This window comes from Streptomyces sp. NPDC107522 (assembly GCF_055657525.1).
The window spans coordinates 100,879-115,308 of sequence record NZ_JBVKAU010000006.1 but is presented as its reverse complement, the minus strand read 5'-3'; the positions used below and the strand labels follow the sequence as shown (position 1 = coordinate 115,308).

Annotated in this window: 14 protein-coding genes; 6 read left to right on the top strand and 8 right to left on the bottom strand. The window is 70.0% G+C overall.

Annotation, left to right across the window (positions count from 1 at the left end; translation table 11 throughout):
• The first annotated feature begins 106 nt into the window (after positions 1-106).
• The 3 genes from ACZ7L6_RS20790 to ACZ7L6_RS20780 all read left to right on the top strand — a co-directional run bounded on the left by ACZ7L6_RS20790 (position 107) and on the right by ACZ7L6_RS20780 (position 2,691).
• The gene (locus ACZ7L6_RS20790; protein WP_471925937.1) at positions 107-1,195 is read left to right on the top strand and encodes an ABC transporter ATP-binding protein; all 1,089 of its coding nucleotides are present in this window, start codon (positions 107-109) and stop codon (positions 1,193-1,195) included.
• Between the two features lie 221 nt (positions 1,196-1,416).
• Positions 1,417-1,875, top strand: coding sequence for a hypothetical protein (locus ACZ7L6_RS20785; RefSeq protein ID WP_471925935.1), 459 nt, complete (start codon positions 1,417-1,419; stop codon positions 1,873-1,875).
• Between the two features lie 84 nt (positions 1,876-1,959).
• Positions 1,960-2,691 (top strand): nucleotidyltransferase family protein, encoded by a 732-nt coding sequence (locus tag ACZ7L6_RS20780; RefSeq protein ID WP_471925933.1) that lies wholly within the window; start codon positions 1,960-1,962, stop codon positions 2,689-2,691.
• Positions 2,692-3,026: 335 nt separating this feature from the next.
• Here the strand turns inward: ACZ7L6_RS20780 and ACZ7L6_RS20775 are convergent, their stop codons facing one another.
• The 6 genes from ACZ7L6_RS20775 to ACZ7L6_RS20750 form a co-directional block, all read right to left on the bottom strand.
• On the bottom strand, positions 3,027-4,667 hold the full coding sequence (locus ACZ7L6_RS20775) for a DoxX family protein (protein ID WP_471926793.1): 1,641 nt from the start codon (positions 4,665-4,667) through the stop codon (positions 3,027-3,029).
• A 134-nt stretch (positions 4,668-4,801) separates the two neighbouring features.
• Positions 4,802-5,743: a 23S rRNA (guanosine(2251)-2'-O)-methyltransferase RlmB gene (gene rlmB / locus ACZ7L6_RS20770; protein ID WP_471925931.1), complete on the bottom strand. Its 942-nt coding sequence runs from the start codon at positions 5,741-5,743 to the stop codon at positions 4,802-4,804.
• Between the two features lie 90 nt (positions 5,744-5,833).
• Positions 5,834-7,231: a cysteine--tRNA ligase gene (cysS, locus tag ACZ7L6_RS20765; protein ID WP_471925929.1), complete on the bottom strand. Its 1,398-nt coding sequence runs from the start codon at positions 7,229-7,231 to the stop codon at positions 5,834-5,836.
• 122 nt (positions 7,232-7,353) lie between these two features.
• The gene (ispF, locus tag ACZ7L6_RS20760; protein ID WP_471925927.1) at positions 7,354-7,851 is read right to left on the bottom strand and encodes a 2-C-methyl-D-erythritol 2,4-cyclodiphosphate synthase; all 498 of its coding nucleotides are present in this window, start codon (positions 7,849-7,851) and stop codon (positions 7,354-7,356) included.
• Entirely contained in the window at positions 7,841-8,617 is a 777-nt protein-coding gene (ispD, locus tag ACZ7L6_RS20755) for a 2-C-methyl-D-erythritol 4-phosphate cytidylyltransferase (protein WP_471925925.1), read from the bottom strand. Before ispD ends, ispF begins: the two co-directional genes overlap by 11 nt.
• 285 nt (positions 8,618-8,902) lie before the next feature.
• On the bottom strand, positions 8,903-9,385 hold the full coding sequence (locus tag ACZ7L6_RS20750; protein ID WP_003953493.1) for a CarD family transcriptional regulator: 483 nt from the start codon (positions 9,383-9,385) through the stop codon (positions 8,903-8,905).
• A 626-nt stretch (positions 9,386-10,011) separates the two neighbouring features.
• On the opposite strand from ACZ7L6_RS20750, the gene ACZ7L6_RS20745 reads away from it, so the two are divergent.
• Entirely contained in the window at positions 10,012-10,707 is a 696-nt protein-coding gene (locus ACZ7L6_RS20745) for a copper chaperone PCu(A)C domain-containing protein (protein ID WP_471925923.1), read from the top strand.
• Positions 10,708-10,816: 109 nt separating this feature from the next.
• Here the strand turns inward: ACZ7L6_RS20745 and phoP are convergent, their stop codons facing one another.
• Complete coding sequence (gene phoP / locus ACZ7L6_RS20740; protein WP_004000192.1) at positions 10,817-11,488, bottom strand: two-component system response regulator PhoP; 672 nt, start codon at positions 11,486-11,488, stop codon at positions 10,817-10,819.
• A 5-nt stretch (positions 11,489-11,493) separates the two neighbouring features.
• Complete coding sequence (phoR, locus tag ACZ7L6_RS20735) at positions 11,494-12,768, bottom strand: two-component system sensor histidine kinase PhoR (protein ID WP_471925921.1); 1,275 nt, start codon at positions 12,766-12,768, stop codon at positions 11,494-11,496.
• Positions 12,769-13,292: 524 nt separating this feature from the next.
• Between phoR and phoU the strand changes: the two genes are divergently transcribed.
• Together phoU and ACZ7L6_RS20725 are read left to right on the top strand one after the other, a co-directional pair.
• Positions 13,293-13,994, top strand: a complete 702-nt coding sequence (gene phoU / locus ACZ7L6_RS20730) for a phosphate signaling complex protein PhoU (protein ID WP_471925919.1) — start codon at positions 13,293-13,295, stop codon at positions 13,992-13,994.
• A 122-nt stretch (positions 13,995-14,116) separates the two neighbouring features.
• Entirely contained in the window at positions 14,117-14,281 is a 165-nt protein-coding gene (locus ACZ7L6_RS20725; protein WP_107049988.1) for a hypothetical protein, read from the top strand.
• The last annotated feature ends 149 nt before the right edge of the window (positions 14,282-14,430 follow it).

The following is a 14,430-nucleotide window of genomic DNA, read 5'->3' as shown; positions in this document are numbered from 1 at the left end:
CGCCAGGTAGCGTCCAGAGCCAGTCCGCACATGTGGACTAAACCAACCACCTTCCTACAACGGATCGTCCGGCACGTTCCTGCCGGTAGAAGGGGGCCCATTCACCATGGCCACTGTCTCGTTCGACAAGGCGACCCGGATCTACCCGGGCACCGAGAAGCCCGCCGTGGACGCGCTCGACATCCACATCGAGGACGGAGAGTTCCTCGTTCTGGTCGGCCCGTCCGGCTGCGGCAAGTCCACCTCGCTCCGCATGCTGGCGGGGCTCGAGGACGTCAACGCCGGCGCCATCCGCATCGGTGACCGCGACGTCACGCACCTGCCGCCGAAGGACCGGGACATCGCCATGGTGTTCCAGAACTACGCGCTGTACCCGCACATGACCGTCGCCGACAACATGGGCTTCGCGCTCAAGATCGCCGGCGTCAACAAGGCGGAGATCCGCAAGAAGGTCGAGGAGGCCGCGAAGATCCTCGACCTGACCGACTACCTGGACCGCAAGCCGAAGGCGCTCTCCGGTGGTCAGCGTCAGCGTGTCGCCATGGGTCGCGCCATCGTGCGTGAGCCGCAGGTCTTCCTCATGGACGAGCCGCTGTCCAACCTGGACGCCAAGCTCCGTGTGTCGACGCGTACGCAGATCGCGTCGCTGCAGCGCCGTCTCGGCATCACCACCGTCTACGTCACCCACGACCAGGTCGAGGCCATGACGATGGGCGACCGCGTGGCGGTCCTCAAGGACGGTCTGCTCCAGCAGATCGACACCCCGCGCAACATGTACGACCGCCCGGCCAACCTCTTCGTCGCCGGCTTCATCGGCTCCCCGGCCATGAACCTGGTCGAGGTCCCGATCACCGACGGCGGCGTGAAGTTCGGCAACTCGGTCGTGCCGGTGGACCGTGACGCGCTCTCCGCCACCACCGACAAGACCGTCACCGTGGGTGTCCGCCCCGAGCACTTCGACGTGGCCGGCTCCGACTCGGACCAGGGTCTCGCGGTCACCGTCAACGTCGTCGAGGAGCTCGGCGCCGATGCGTACGTCTACGGCACCGCCAAGGTCGGCGAAGAGTCCAAGGACCTCGTCGTCCGTGTCAGCGGCCGTGACGTCCCGGAGAAGGGCAGCTCGCTGCACATCGTCCCGCGCGCCGGCGAGACCCACGTGTTCTCGACCTCGACGGGCGAGCGGCTCTCCGACTGAGGGCAGCACCAGGCAGTACAACCCCGGGTAATTCACCCAGGTTGACGAAGAGGGCCCCGCAGACCGCTGCGGGGCCCTTTTTTGTGTCGACAAATACCCCGGCAAATCGGTTGATTTCGAGGGCTGTGCGTCAACGTGCCGTTCAGGGGAGAGCACTACTTCGTCCCCCGAAACGGTGACCAAATGTCGCCATATCAGTACTGAACGCTACCCTCACTCGCGTGAAGCACTCCACCAACCCACAGACACGACGCGGCCACCGGGGCCCCGCCCGCCAGCTCGGCCGCACTCTCGCCCTCGTCCTGCCCGTCGTCCTGGTGCTCTCCGGGACCCTCGCGGTCACCCGGGTCAACTGGTCGGGGAACCCCTCGGACTCGGTGCTCGCCGCGACCGACGTCACGAGCGCGGGTGACGCGAAGAACGCCGCCCCGCGCGCCCCACAGGACGTGCTCCGCGACCAGCTCCTGACCGAGCTGCAGGAGAGGAACCCGGGCGTCGCCCTGACCCACCTCCAGCAGGCCGTCCACGACCGCCCGTCGCTGGCCCGGCACTGCGCCTCGATCGCCCGTGCGCTCGGGCGGGCCGCGGTGCGGGTGTACGGTCCGACGCGTGCCCAGTCGTACGCCCGTCCCGTCTGCGACACCGCCTTCGCCTCGGGCGTGGCGGCCGCGCACAGCTGAACACTCCTTTTGCGGACGGTAACGGCTGATTAAGGAACGGTTGCCGGCGAATGCCGCGAGCGGGGCGCCGCGTACAGTTCGGTCATGACTGATCCGAATGCCGCGTCCCGCCCCGTTCAAGCCGTCGTCCTGGCCGGTGGCCAGGGGTCCCGGCTGCGTCCGTACACCGACGACCGGCCCAAGCCGATGGTCGAGATCCCCGGTACGGGGACGCCGATCATCGGCCACCAGCTCGCCTGGCTCGCCGAGGAGGGCGTGACGGACGTGGTGGTCAGCTGCGGGCATCTCGCGGAGGTGCTGCAGGACTGGCTGAAGTCGGCCGATCTTCCGGTGCGGGTGACGACCGTCGTCGAGACGGAGCCGCTCGGGCGTGGCGGCGGTCTGAAGTACGCGGCCGCGCATCTGCCGCATCCCGACCAGCCGTGGTACGCCACCAACGGTGACATCTGGACGCGCTTCTCGCTGCGCGACATGGCCGACTTCCATGCCGAGCGCGACGCCGTCGCAACGCTGGCGCTCGCGCGTCCCCGGATCCCGTGGGGTGCGGTGAAGACGGACGGCTTCGGTCACATCACCGACTTCATCGAGGCACCGCCGTCGACCTTCGAGATCAACGCGGGCGTCTACGTCTTCTCCCCCGAGTTCGCCGGCCTCCTCCCCGAACGCGGCGACCACGAACGCACCACGTTCCCCCACCTGGCCCGCGAACGCCGCCTGGCCGGTTTTCCCATCCCGCAGGGCGCGTACTGGCGGGCCATCGACACGGCGAAGGACCTGACAGAGGCAGCGAAGGAACTGGCGGCGCTGGGGCGGTGAGCCTCCGGCGCGGTGAACTCCGCCTCTCAGCGCCGGGTCGGCAAACTCAGCCCGTCCGGCGTTTGAGGACGAGGCCCCTTCAGGGCCGAAGCAGGGGTCTGGGGGCCGCAGGCCCCCAGCAGTGCCCGCGCCGACGCCGAAGGCGCTGAACCAACGTAGCTGCGGGCAGTCGTGCCGCTGGGGCGGCTCCCGACCCACAGAGGCGGCACCCCGTCAGCGCCGGGCTGCGCGACCCACCCACGGCCAGCCCCACGCCGGGCTTCTGAGTACGGCAGCCACGGCGAAGGGCCCCGGACGGCGGCGCGTCCGGGGCCCTTCGTTGTGGTGCTCGGCGTCTACCCCAACAGGCCGCCCACCAGGCCCGGTTCGCCGGAGGTGGAGCCTCCGTTGCCGGAGCCGCCGGTTGAGCCGCCGCCGGAGGTGGGGCCTCCGGAGGTCGGGCCGGTGCTGGTGCTGGGGGCCTCGTCGGCCGGGGTGGACTGCTGCGGCGGAGCCTGTCCCGTCGTGCCCTGCGTCTGGCTCGGCGCGGCGCCGGTCGCGCCCGTGTCGCTGGTGGCACCCGGCGTGGTCGCCGCGCCCGACGGGGTGGCCGCGCCCGACGTGGCTCCCTGGGTCGGGGAGTTGGAGGCGGACGGCGTCTTCTTGTGCCTGTCGGGCTCCTGCGGGAACGGGGAGCCGGGCAGTTCGTTGCGCGGGGCCTCGCCGGGGCCGGGGACGACCACCCGGTCGGCGTCGCGGACGGCGCCGCCGAGAAGCGAGCCGATGAGGAGGGTGAGGCCGCTGACGATCGCGGTGACCAGGGCGCCGCGGCGGAGGACGTAGTTGCGCAGCTCCCAGATGTCGGAGCGGGGGCCGAGGCGGCGCCAGGCCATGCCGGCGAGGCGGCCGTCGATGGAGTAGACGGGCGCGCCGGCGATGATCAGCGGGGACCAGGCGGCGAGGTAGATGATGTCGGGGGCGTCGTAGACCGGGACGCTCTTCCAGCTGACCGTGACCAGGAGTGCCGCGGACAGCAGGGCGCCGACGACTGCGGCTACCCGCTGCCAGCAGCCCAGGACCGTGAGGACGCCCACGATGACCTGGAAGAAGGCGATGACCAGGCCGGAGCCGATCGGGTGCTCCAGGGCGAACTGGCGGAGCGGTTCGGCCACTTCCCAGGGGTGCAGGGTGTTGAGCCACTTCACCATCGAGCCGCGCTTGCCGCCGTCGAAGTAGACGGGGTCGCAGAGCTTGCCCATGCCGGCGTAGATGGAGATGAAGCCGAGGAAGACGCGGAGAGGGAGGAGGACGACGCCGAGGTTCATGCGGCGGCCGGGGTAGTAGGCGTGCCGTGCCGGGTCGTCGCCCAGGCGCTTGGGCGGTGCACCGGTCCCGTCCTGTCCGTCCGGCCCGTCCGGATCCTCGAAGTCCTCGTCCGCGTACGGGAGTTCCTCGTCGTACGCGCTCTCGACCGTGCGCATGCCCGGCAGCAGCCGGGTCTCCACCGACTCGTGCGTGCGCTGGGCGCCGACGATCGGCGTCTCGACGGTCTGCGTCAACTCGTCGTCGTAGCCGCCGTCGTAGCCGCCGACGCCCACGCGCGGGATGACCTGGGTGGCCCCTGCGGGGACCGGCTCGTCGCCGTGGCGGACGCTGCCGTCCCGCACGGCCTGGAGCAGGCGGTGGGCGCCGGTGTCGTCCGGCGCGGACGTGCCGTTCCAGACGGCGACTCGGCGGCGGGCGGCGGGGGCCGCGCCCGCTCTGCCGGCCGCGTTGACGACGGGGATGCGGGCGGTGTCCTCGGTGGCGCTCAGGTGCCGTGCGATGCGCGAAGATTTGGTGCGCCCGGTCGAGGCGCCCAACAGCACGCGGAAACTCGCGTGATTGACGATGATCTGCGCCGGATCGCTCGGCACCTTCACCATGCTCAGCGCGGGAGCGTCGTCGTATCCCGACGAGCGGTCCCCCGTGGGTGTGCGGGGTGTTCTGGTGTCCACACTCAACTAACCGAGTGACGTGAGGTTAGGACACTGCTTTGACCGGTCCGATCTGTCCGGACCCCGTCAAAGATGCGCAGGTCGCACCACTGTCACCAGAATTAACCCGCACGGGTGATGCCGCGGATGTCTGTTCAGACCCGTCGGCGGGCCGCCTCGTAGAGGACGATGCCTGCCGCCACACCGGCGTTCAACGACTCCGCGCCGCCCGGCATCGGGATGCGGACCCGGAAGTCGCACGTCTCCCCGACCAGGCGGGACAGGCCCTTGCCCTCGCTGCCGACCACGATGACCACCGGACCCTGAAGGGCCTCCAGGTCGCCGAGTTCGACCTCGCCGTCGGCGGCGAGACCGACGACCACGATGCCCGCCTTCTTGTACGCCTCCAGGGCGCGGGTGAGGTTCGTGGCGCGGGCGACGGGTGTGCGGGCCGCCGTGCCGGCGGACGTCTTCCAGGCGCCTGCCGTCATGCCCGCCGCACGCCGCTCCGGTACGACGACGCCGTGGCCGCCGAAGGCCGACACCGAGCGGACGACCGCACCCAGGTTGCGCGGGTCGGTCACGCCGTCGAGCGCGACGATCAGCGGGTCCTCGCCCTCGTCGGCGGCTGCGTCGGCGAGGTCCTCGGGGTGGGCGTACTCGTAGGGCGGGACCTGCAGGACGAGGCCCTGGTGGTTGAGGCCGTTCGTCATCCGGTCCAGCTCGGGGCGCGGGGCCTCCATGAGGTTGATGCCGCCGCGATCGGCCGCGAGCTGCAGCGCCTCGCGGACGCGCTCGTCGTTGTCGATGAACTGCTGGACGTAGAGCGTCGACGCCGGGACGCCCTCGCGCAGTGCCTCGACGACCGGGTTGCGGCCGACGACCAGCTCGGACGTGCCCTTGCCGCCGCGCCCGCGGGCCGCGGGACGCCGCTGGGCCTGCTTGGCCTTGGCGGTGGCGATGCGGTTCTTCTTGTGCCCCTTGCGCATCTCGGCCGGAGGCGTCGGCCCCTTGCCTTCCAGGCCCCGGCGCCGCTTGCCGCCGCTGCCGACCTGCGCGCCCTTCTTGCCGGACATGCGGCGGTTGTTCGCGGCCATGACCTACCTGTCTGTCGTGAGCTTTCGTACGTACGTCTATGAAGTGTGCCGCCCGGATGGCCGGACGGCACAATCGATCACCAGCGGTGGCTACCGCGGGCCGAGGCTCCAGCGCGGACCCTGCGGGCTGTCCTCGATGACGAGGCCCGACTGGTTGAGCTGGTCGCGGATGGCGTCCGCGGTGGCCCAGTCCTTGCGGGAGCGGGCCGCCTCACGCTGGTCGAGCACCATGCGGACGAGGGTGTCGACCACGCCGTGAAGGTCCTCGCCGCGGTCGGTCTCGCCGGCCCAGTGCGGGTCGAGCGGGTCCAGGCCCAGGACGCCGAGCATGGCCCGCACCTCGGCCAGCCGCGCCACGGCGGCTTCCTTGTCGTCGGCGGCCAGTGCGCTGTTGCCCTGCCGGACGGTGGTGTGCACGACGGCAAGTGCCTGCGGGACGCCCAGGTCGTCGTCCATCGCCTCGGCGAAGGCGAGCGGCACCTCGGCGGACGGCTCGACGACGCCCGCCTTCTCCACCACGCGCTGCACGAAGCCCTCGATGCGCGCGAACGCCGACTCGGCCTCGCGCAGGGCCTCCTCGCTGTACTCGATGGTGGAGCGGTAGTGCGGGGTGCCCAGGTAGTAGCGCAGGACGATCGGGCGCCACTGCTTGACCATCTCCGACACCAGCACGCTGTTGCCGAGCGACTTCGACATCTTCTCGCCGCTCATGGTGACCCAGGCGTTGTGCACCCAGTACCGGGCGAACTCGTCGCCGTAGGCCTTGGCCTGGGCGATCTCGTTCTCGTGGTGCGGGAAGATCAGGTCGAGTCCGCCGCCGTGGATGTCGAAGGCGGAGCCGAGGTACTTGTGCGCCATCGCCGAGCACTCCAGGTGCCAGCCCGGACGGCCCCGGCCCCACGGCGTCTCCCAGTCGGGCTCACCGGGCTTGGCGGCCTTCCACATCGCGAAGTCGCGCGGGTCCCGCTTGCCGGTGATGCCCTCCTCGGCGGGCTGGCGCATCTCGTCGAGGTCCTGCCGGGACAGCTCCAGGTAGGAGGGCCAGGACCGGACGTCGAAGTAGACGCTGCCGTCGGCCTCGTAGGCGTGACCGCGCTCGATGAGACCGCGCATCATCTCGACCATCTCGGTGATGTGGCCGGTGGCGCGGGGCTCGTACGTGGGCGGGAGGCAGCCGAGGGCGGTGTAGCCGTCGCTGAAGGCGCGCTCGTTCTCGTAGCCGATGGACCACCAGGGGCGGTCCTGGTCGACGGACTTGGCGATGATCTTGTCGTCGATGTCCGTGACGTTCCTGATGAACGTCACGTCATAGCCGCGGTACGTGAACCAACGGCGCATGATGTCGAAGTTGAGGCCGGAGCGGATGTGCCCGATATGCGGCGCGGCCTGCACGGTGGCGCCACAGAGGTAGATCGAGACACAGCCCGGCTTGAGCGGGGTGAAGTCACGGATCTGCCGGGCGCTGGTGTCGTACAGGCGAATCGTCACGACACCAGGGTAGTGGGCGGACGGCAGTGCCCGGCGCCCAAGGGCGGTTTGCTGTCGCCTCGGTGTGGTTCGGCCGTTGTCGGCCGTGGGCAGGGTGGGTGGCCGGGTTTCCCGGGCTCTTCTCAGCCGGCCCGCACCACCAGCGCCGTCGCGACCGCCATCAGTCCCTCGCCGCGGCCAGGGAAGCCGAGGCCGTCGGTCGTGGCGCCGGATACGGAAACCGGGGCTCCGGCCGCCTCCGAGAGGATCTTCTGGGCCTCGTCGCGCCGCTTGCCGATCTTGGGGCGTGGGCCGACGACCTGGACCGCGATGTTGCCGATCCGGAAGCCCGCCTCGCGCACAATGCGGGCCGCCTCGCTGAGGAGTACGACCCCGGAGGCGCCCGACCACTCCGGCCGCCCCGTGCCGAAGTGCTGTCCCAGATCGCCGAGGCCGGCTGCCGAGAACAGGGCGTTGCAGGCGGCGTGTGCGACGACGTCCGCGTCGGAGTGGCCGGCGAGTCCCGGGCCCTCGCCCTCCCACCTCAGGCCCGCGCACCACAGCTCGCGGCCCTCCTCGAAAGCGTGGATGTCGGTGCCGATGCCCACCTGGGGCAGCACCGGAAGCTGCTCAGAAGCCATCGTTGAGCCTCCGGCGTGCCAGGACCGCCTCGGCCAGGACCAGGTCCAGGGGGCGGGTGACCTTGAAGGCCTCCTCGTGGCCGGGGACGACCACGACCGTCAGGCCCAGCTGTTCGACCATGCTGGCGTCGTCGGTGACGTCGCCGGTCACCGTCTCGTGCGCACGGATCAGCGTGGCGCGGTCGAAGCCCTGGGGGGTCTGTACGGCGCGGAGGCGGGCGCGCTGCGGAGTGGCGACCACTGGTTCGGGGTCGCCCGTGGCCGTGGCCGGCTCGACCTCCTTGACCGTGTCCGCGAGCGGCAGTGCGGGCACGACGGCCGGTGCTCCGTCGCGGACGGCCTCGATCACCGCGTCGACCGTGTCCACCGGGACCAGGGGGCGCGCCGCGTCGTGCACCAGCACGATGTCGTAGTCCGGCGGCAGCGCGTCCAAGCCGAGCTTCACGGACTCCTGGCGGGACTCCCCGCCGGGGACCACCAGGAAGTCGGTGCGCTCGGGCAGTGCGTGCACGTCGAGGAGTGACTTGACCTCTGCGGTGCCGTCGGGCGGGGCCACGACGACCACCAGGGAGACGGCGCGGGAGGCGGCCATCGCGCGCACGGCGTGGATGAGCATGGGCGTGCCGTTCAGCGCGCGGAGCGCCTTGGGGGCGCCCGGGCCGAGGCGTACGCCCCGTCCGGCGGCCGGGATCACGACGGCCGTACGGGTGCCGGCGGCCGTCCCGGTGCGGACTTCCGAGGGCGAAGGGCGCGAAACGTCAGACATCGGTTCCTGTCAGGTTTGTGTGCTCGGCCTACTTGGGTATGGCCACAGCGTGCCGGGCGCGACGCCTTGACGGACCCTTCCGTGACAGTCGGTCGAGCCAGCTGCCCGGGCCCGGCACGTCCAGTATCGGGGGCGCCCCCGACAGAGACGTACCGCACAGGGACGTGCAGCGCCTGTGAGCGAACATGCCGCAGCGCCCGGCGACAGCAATCGCGTCATCGGGCACCGCGGCACTTCTTTTAAAACAACACAGCAACTGTGCTGAACTGAGGCGGATGGACCGCGTCAGGACGCGAGAACCTCGTCGAGCAGGGCCTCGGCCTTGTCCTCGTTGGTGTTTTCCGCGAGGGCGAGCTCGCTCACCAGGATCTGGCGGGCCTTGGCAAGCATGCGCTTCTCACCGGCGGAGAGTCCACGCTCACGCTCACGACGCCACAGGTCACGCACGACTTCCGCGACCTTGATGACATCGCCGGAGGCGAGCTTCTCCAGATTTGCCTTGTAACGACGAGACCAGTTCGTGGGCTCCTCGGCGTACGGCGCGCGCAGCACCTCGAAGACCCGGTCCAGCCCGTCCTGACCGACCACATCACGCACGCCGACGAACTCCGCATTGTCCGCTGGCACACGTACCGTCAGGTCACCCTGGGCGACCTTCAGCACCAAGTAGGTCTTGTCCACGCCTTTGATCTGGCGAGTTTCGATGGCCTCGATCAGCGCGGCCCCGTGATGGGGATAGACCACGGTGTCGCCAACCTTGAACGTCATGTGACAGGTACCCCTTCCGTGGCTATCCAGGGTAACACGGATACGGCGTCTTCTGAATGGCGTTTTCGCAGGTCAGGGCATATCTCGGGGCTTGACAACTCCGACAGGAACGTGCTTCGCGGGCCGACCGGAAGAAGGTATTCGCAGGTCGGAGCCGCTCTGCGGGTGAGGTGAAACGCGCACGTTACACACATCCGGAGGCGCCTCCGAGCGGCCGAACGTCCGCATATGTCCGCTTCCAAGTGTGCGACTTCCGCTACTCCGTTCGGTGTCCGGAGTCGGGTACCGGACGATTCCGGAATTGATCACGACCCGGCCCGGGAGCGCGCCCGGTGATCAATTCCGGGAAGGCCGCGCATTCCTTCACGGAAAATTCTGCCCCGCTGCTTGCGAGGGGCTTATGTGAATGACGGACGAGCACGGGGGCAATGTGGCTCCTGGGTCACTTGTGGGTGACGGGACGGATCACGGAAGAGGTACGAAGAGGTGCTTCGGCGGTAGTTCGGCCGCTCAGGGGAGGGTCGGGTGCGGTCGCGCGGGAACGGCTCGGTAACCTAAGGCCGCTGACAGACACTTAGGGCGGCTTTACGCGCCCGCCCCGTTCGAGTCAAGGAGTTGCCGCCGCCGTGAGCAGCAGCCTTCGACGCGGCGCCCTCGCCGCGGCCGCCATCGCGTTCTCGATCACGTCGCTCGGTGCGTGCGCCGCCGGCAACAACAGCCAGACGCTGGAGATCAAGCCGGACAACGCTGCCACCACCGTCGGCGACATCAAGATCCAGAACGCCGTCGTCATCACCCAGCCCGACCTGGAGTCGACCGGCCCGGCCGCCATCTCCGCGACCGTGTTCAACTCCGGGAAGACCGCCCAGACGCTGGACGAGATCAAGGTGGACGGCACCGACAAGACCGCCGAGCTCAAGCCCGCCAAGGGCGGCAGCCTGACCATCCCGGCCGGCGGCTCGCTGATCATCGGCGGCAAGGACAACGCCTCCGCCGTGCTGCCCAGCAGCCGCGAGGCCATCCAGGACGGCAACGCCCAGAAGATCACCTTCACCTTCAGCAAGACCGGCGACGTGAGCCTGCGCGCGTTCGTCGTCCCGGCCGAGCACTACTTCGAGGGCTGGGGCCCGAGCGAGGTCCCGGCGACGCCGGGCGCGTCCGCCTCCCCGTCCAAGCCCGCCGGCAGCGGCACGCCGACCGGCGAGGCCTCCCCGGGCGCGACGCCGACCGAGGGCGCCGAGGCCGGTTCCGCGGCCGGCACCGGCGCGGGCGGCGCGGCGGCACCATCCGACAGCGCCTCGCAGACGACGGCCGGTCACTGAGCGGTCGTACGGCACCGAGTAGTCGTACGACATCTGCACAGCCGTAGGAGAAGGAGGGCGGGACCCCGTGTGACCGGGGTCCCGCCCTCCGACGTATCCAGTGCTTTTTCTACGGCTCGAACTTGTAGCCGAGGCCGCGCACCGTCACCAGGTACCGCGGCGCGCCCGGGTCCGGCTCGATCTTCGCGCGCAGGCGCTTGACGTGGACGTCGAGGGTCTTGGTGTCGCCGACGTAGTCGGCGCCCCAGACGCGGTCGATGAGCTGCATACGGGTGAGGACGCGGCCGGCGTTGCGCAGGAGCATCTCCAGGAGGTCGAACTCCTTGAGGGGGAGGTCGACCTTGGAGCCGGAGACCGTCACGACGTGGCGGTCGACGTCCATGCGGACCGGGCCCGCCTCCAGGGCGGCCGGGGTCACCTCCTCCGGCTCGCCGCGGCGGCGCAGGACGGCCCGGATCCGGGCGACCAGCTCGCGCGAGGAGAACGGCTTGGTGACGTAGTCGTCGGCTCCTATTTCCAGACCGACAACCTTGTCGATCTCACTGTCCTTGGCGGTGACCATGATCACCGGAACGTTGGAGCGGCCGCGCAGCTGGCGGCACACCTCCGTGCCGGGCAGACCCGGCAGCATCAGGTCGAGGAGGACGAGGTCGGCGCCGTTGCGCTCGAACTCGTCGAGTCCGTCGGGCCCGGTGGTCGCGACCGCGACCTCGAAGCCCTCCTTGCGGAGCATGTACGACAGGGCGTCGGAGAAGGACTCCTCGTCCTCGACGACGAGCACACGGGTCACGGAAGGACCTCCGGGGCGGAAAGCGTTTCGTACGCGGTTGAATCGGGGGATTCGGCGGATGATCGAGCGGACTGGCCGGCCTCGTCGTCGAGGTCGGGGTGCTGCTGTGCGCGGTCGCGGGCCGCACCGGCCTCCGGCAGCCGCAGGGTGAACGTGGAGCCCTGTCCCTCCGAGCTCCACACCGTGACCTCCCCGCCGTGCGAGGCGGCCACGTGCTTGACGATCGCGAGACCGAGGCCGGTGCCACCGGTGGCACGGGAACGGGCCGGGTCGACGCGGTAGAAGCGCTCGAAGATGCGCTCCTTGTCCTTGTCCGAGATGCCGATGCCCTGGTCGGTGACGGCGATCTCGATGAGATCCCCGCCGGGGCTGTTCACCCGGCGGGCGGCGATGCCGACGCGGGTGCGGGCGGGCGAGTAGTTGACGGCGTTCTCGACGAGGTTGCCGAGGGCGGCGGCGAGCTGGCCGCGGTTGCCCCAGATGCTGAGGTCCTGGGTGCCCCCGGCGGCCATGGTGATCTGCTTCGTCCCGGCGGCGTGCCGGCAGCGGTCCATCGCCTCGGCGACGAGCTCGTCGACGCGGACGGGCTCGGCGTCCTCCAGCGGGTCGTCGTTCTGGACCCGGGAGAGGTCGATGAGCTCCTGCACCAGGTTGGTGAGCCGGGTCGCCTCGATCTGCATGCGCCCGGCGAAGCGCTGTACGGCCTCGGGGTCGTCGGAGGCGTCCATGACGGCCTCGGACAGCAGGGAGAGTGCGCCGACGGGCGTCTTCAGCTCATGGCTCACGTTCGCGACGAAGTCGCGCCGCACCGCCTCTATCCGCCGGGCCTCGGTGAGGTCCTCGACGAGGAGGAGGACGAGGCGGGAGCCGAGGGGCGCGACGCGGGCGGAGACGGCCAGGGCCTCGCCGCGACCGGTTCCCCGCCTCGGCAGGTCCAGCTCGACCTGCCGTATCTCACCGTCCCGTCTCGTGTCCCGGGCCATCTGGAGCATGGGCTCGACGGAGAGCTTGCCGCCGCGCACCAGTCCGAGGGCGTACGCCGCCGAGCTGGCCTTGACCACGCCGTCCCCCTCGTCGAGGACGACGGCGGAGGAGCGCAGCACCGACAGGACCGTGTCCACGCCGGGCGGCAGGACCGGGTCGGTGTGCAGGGAGGTTCGGGTGGGTCGCTTCAGGTCGCGTTCGCTCCAGCGGAACGCCAGCATGGCGATGACGCCGGTGAGCACCCCGGCGATCGCTGCCGCTGCGGCGACCGCCGCGTTCACGTCCATGCATCCAGGTTAGGCATGGGGCAGGCGGTGGCCACAGCCGTCGGAGGGCGAGCTCGAACACTCGTCGCCCAGAGTTCACCTTGGAGCCAGTAGTGGTTCATTTGGGGTGGCGGAAACGGACGCGTAGGGGCCGGATCGTGGGAGCGTCGGGTTCGCCCTGGCGGTTTGGCGTGGAGATCACACTGGCGGTTTCACGACAGTCCGACTGGCGTTTTCGGGACAGTCTTACTGTCGGAGGTCACGACCGTAAGACTGTCCGCTCGACGGTTTGACCGGTTTGTTGATGAGAAGACTGTCGGTTCGAACGACAAGACCGACGGTTCGACGGACGAGACGGACCACGGACGAGGCGGACGACGGACAAGACGGACGACGGACGAGACGGACAGACAGCCGGATAACGAGCCGGACAAACCGGTGTAACAAGCCGGAGCAAGACCGGGTAAAGCGGATAAGACTGACGGCTCGACGGCAGTCTCCTGGCCCCCGGAACTCCCGAGGCAGACGTAAGAGAGGGACCCCTGATGCGGGACGCGTACCACGAGGAACTGGACTCGATCGGCGACAGCCTGGTCGAGATGGCCCGGATGGCCGGGTCGGCGATCGGGCGCGCCACGACGGCGATCCTCGACGCCGACCTGAAGCTGGCCGAAAGCGTGATCGAGGCCGACCAGAAGGTCGACGACCTCCAGCACGACCTGGAGGCGCGGGCCATAGCGCTGCTCGCCCGCCAGCAGCCGGTGGCGACGGACCTCCGTATCGTCGTGACCTCGCTGCGTATGTCGGCTGACCTGGAGCGCTCGGGCGACCTGGCCCAGCACGTGGCGAAGCTCACGCGGCTGCGCTACCCCGAGCGCGCCATCCCGCAGGACCTGCACGCGACCATCCTGGAGATGGGCCAGCTCGCGCAGCGCCTGATGGCGAAGGCGGCGGAGGTGATCGTCACCAAGGACGTCGACCTCGCGCTGCAGCTGGAGCAGGACGACGACGCGATGGACCTCCTCCACCGCACGCTCTTCCAGCACCTGATGGACGAGCGCTGGAAGCACGGCATCGAGACGGCCGTGGACGTGACGCTGCTCGGCCGCTACTACGAGCGGTACGCCGACCATGCGGTGGCCGTGGCCAAGCGTGTGGTGTACCTGGTGACGGGTGAGCACGCGGATGAGCTGCAGGCCGACCTTCAGCCGGAGATCCAGCCGGTTGCGGGGGCGGAAGGGGCGTAGGCGCCTTACGTACGCGGGCTTGCGGGGGCCTGTTCGGGGCGTGCACAAGCCTCAGTGCGCCGTTGATGCGCCCAGCGGGGCGGGCATGGAATGGACACAGGCTCCAGCCTCGAGGAGGGACCATGGCCGAATCCCCCAGCATCCCCGGCACGACACCCGACCCCACCCAGGAACGCCCGACCGAGCAGCCCGCCGACATCAGGAGCCTCCCGCTCTTCGGCGCCTGCGGCTGCGGCTCGGGCTGTGGGTGCGGGTGCCAGTCGGGGAATCCATGCCAGTGCGGCTGAGGTGAGGGTGCGGGACGCGCGGGCGCGAGAGGTGAGGTAGGGCGGCGTACGGCGCCGTCCTCGTACGACGGTGAAGGGTCCCGGTGCACATGCCGGGGCCCTTCGTCGTGCTGGTCGTGCCGGACGGGCGCAGCATGGAAGGAGAGCAG

What these genes read in the sequence shown, in the direction of transcription:
- ACZ7L6_RS20790 (WP_471925937.1), top strand. Translation starts at nt 107, where the DNA reads ATGGCCACTGTCTCGTTCGACAAGGCGACCCGGATCTACCCGGGCACC.
- ACZ7L6_RS20780 (WP_471925933.1), top strand. Translation starts at nt 1,960, where the DNA reads ATGACTGATCCGAATGCCGCGTCCCGCCCCGTTCAAGCCGTCGTCCTG.
- rlmB (WP_471925931.1), bottom strand. Translation starts at nt 5,743, where the DNA reads ATGGCCGCGAACAACCGCCGCATGTCCGGCAAGAAGGGCGCGCAGGTC.
- ispF (WP_471925927.1), bottom strand. Translation starts at nt 7,851, where the DNA reads ATGGCTTCTGAGCAGCTTCCGGTGCTGCCCCAGGTGGGCATCGGCACC.
- ispD (WP_471925925.1), bottom strand. Translation starts at nt 8,617, where the DNA reads ATGTCTGACGTTTCGCGCCCTTCGCCCTCGGAAGTCCGCACCGGGACG.
- ACZ7L6_RS20750 (WP_003953493.1), bottom strand. Translation starts at nt 9,385, where the DNA reads ATGACGTTCAAGGTTGGCGACACCGTGGTCTATCCCCATCACGGGGCC.
- phoR (WP_471925921.1), bottom strand. Translation starts at nt 12,768, where the DNA reads ATGGACGTGAACGCGGCGGTCGCCGCAGCGGCAGCGATCGCCGGGGTG.
- phoU (WP_471925919.1), top strand. Translation starts at nt 13,293, where the DNA reads ATGCGGGACGCGTACCACGAGGAACTGGACTCGATCGGCGACAGCCTG.
- ACZ7L6_RS20725 (WP_107049988.1), top strand. Translation starts at nt 14,117, where the DNA reads ATGGCCGAATCCCCCAGCATCCCCGGCACGACACCCGACCCCACCCAG.